The 2534-nt window shown below is 33.5% G+C and carries 1 protein-coding gene; it reads right to left on the bottom strand.

Going from position 1 to position 2534, the window contains the following annotated elements; all coding sequences use genetic code 11:
- Positions 1 to 258: 258 nt before the first annotated feature.
- Positions 259 to 2025 carry a hypothetical protein gene (locus ENL20_08895; GenBank protein ID HHE38673.1) on the bottom strand — a complete coding sequence of 589 codons (1767 nt, stop codon included), beginning with the start codon at positions 2023 to 2025 and terminating at the stop codon, positions 259 to 261.
- Positions 2026 to 2534: the final 509 nt, after the last annotated feature.

Raw genomic sequence — 2534 nt, 5'->3', positions numbered from 1 at the left:
TGCCGTCACATAATAGAATTTCAAACCATTCGGAACAGCAGCACTCCAACTTTCATCGACAAAAGTTCCGCTTGTATCTTCCGTAAATGTTCCGTACGGATCATCCGATGAATAAACTTTGTAGGAATTACCTTTCTGAATTAGATCCTACAATTAGGGACTTGGAAAAAATTTCAAAAGAATTCAAAATACCTGAACCAGATAATTTGATATTCATTAAACACAGATTTTCACGGTTAAGAAAAGCACCCTAAAATATTATGAATTTGAAGCATCTTTGAAGGAGATGGATTTGCTATCCAAAAATGAATAATTATAATCTTCATATTTTTTCATCACAGTAAGTATGGCGGGTAGATTCCTTTTCTTTTTCAAATAGATTTCAATTTTATCAGCTGTTACCTTCACATAACCGCTGTTTCTAATAAATTTCTCATAAATACTATAATTGCAGAGATTTTCGTATCTTTCCAAATCCAAAGCGAATAATCTGTAAAGATTGTGAGTAAGGATGGAAATAGTGAGATCAAAATCAACTTTTATCACCATCGAAGAGGAAACTCTATTCAAATGGAAAAAATCAATCTGTTCACTAATCCCTTTTTCTACGACCCATCTCCTGGCATATTTGCGCACCAAATCAGGCAATGGAAGATCAAAATCATTGGTTATGATCAATGCCGGCTTGACCTTTCCGTGACCGCTTATCGCCACTTGTCTAACCCGCTCCAAATCTGCTTTTGGCGTATTATCTTCATTATATCCTTTCAGTAAAACCTGCTCTTCAAAAGTGTAAAGAGTTCTCTTTTTGTTGCCGGCACATTCGACCCTTATTCGTTTCTTTTGGGAAGTCGGAATATTGTTTAACCTATCTACAATATTTTTCCCTCTTCGCCTGATAGTTACAAATTTTATCCCTTTTCTGTTTAGAATTCCCAGATTCTGATAATTGGTGAATTTGCTATCAAAAACGAGATATTTCAGTTCTGATTTTTCGCTGCCGGAATGATAGAAATCAAGAAATTCCAGGATAATTGACGATTCGTTTTTATGAAGAACATTTGTGTTGCCGTAATCAATAATACCAGTATCTGGATTTTGGGCAAGAACCGCCAGTATGCTCGATAAAGCATGCCTTCGTTTGCCCGACCAATTATTTTCCAGATGCTTGTCTTCACCCCAGTAAGGAATGGTCGTGAAATCAAGATTTACCGTGTCGCCAAGCAGACCTTCTTCATTCCAAATATTATGAAGCGTGCGCAGAAAGTCCAGATTCATTTCGCGGGTCACGCGACTGGAATAAGAGCTTAACCAAGCTGTCTTCGGTAAAACATTCAATCCCGCAAAGAGACCTGATCCTCTATCCATACACCAAAGATCATCACAAGAATAGCGTCTGATATTGGATAATTTTAAGGCGACAAAAGAAAGGATGGAAGACAATCTATTGATCTTGTTCGTTTCAGGATATAAAGAATTTTTGATGAGCTGATCGATTCCTAACTTCTTGAGATAGGGAAGCAAACACAAAATCTCGACAGAGCTACTGGAAAATGTTTCAGAAGAAAAGTCTAATTGTTTACTTTTTGGAGCAGTGATTTTTGTTGTAGCCGGATTATTTATCTCCGATTTCTTTCTGCGGGGCAAACGTTTGAAACCGTCATTTTTGAGAACCCGATAGCAATAACTTTCCGAAACCATTTCTTCTTGAGCATCCAGAATTATTTTAATATCGGCAATCGAGAAATTCCTTTTTCGTAAAGATATTATCAATTTATCTAATTTATTGGTATAAACTGACTTATGACGACCTGTCTTCTTCTCCAGAAAGAAATAATCCTTTTCGGGATGTTTTTTGAGATGGATTTTGAAATCTCTGATGAGAGAGTAAAAAGAAGAAACCGTATAATCATATTTCTCCGTAATTTTTTCTACTGTCATTCCATCAACATAGTAACTTCTAAGTGCATCGTATTTTTTCTTTATCACCAAATCGTGACTTATAAAATATTTTTTTAAATTCATAATGTTAGGGTTTATTATGACCGTGAAACTGTCAATAATAATATCGTTAATTATTGTTATATTTTATCACTTTTTTAGTAAAACATTAATATTAAGATACTTACACACAGTTAGCTTTACGGGAATATATTTTTACTAAATTTGATACAACGGTTAATATTCAATATATGCCCTAATTAAAAATATGATTTAAATCTATTGCGAATTGCAACTACTTTGTTTGTATATCGTTACGAATTTATTATTAGTTTATCTTATGTAATTTATTAGGGTTAATAAATACCGTGAAAATCTGTGTTAAACAATACTATATTGCTTCGATTTGTATTTTGTTTAAAGTTTCATTTACATTATTTGGACTAACAGGTACAGGTAAATCATATTTTATAAGGTTCTCGGCAGAAACCAGTGGGTAATAGATTTTTTCATTCATTTAAATTCACCATTAAATATCCGCATTTTTGAAGAACTTTTAATCTAAAATATTCAAAATCTTTATATCCATATCC

The organism is Candidatus Cloacimonadota bacterium (assembly GCA_011372345.1).
In the GTDB taxonomy this organism is placed as follows: domain Bacteria; phylum Cloacimonadota; class Cloacimonadia; order Cloacimonadales; family TCS61; genus DRTC01.
This window is presented reverse-complemented; position numbering and strand designations above follow the sequence as displayed.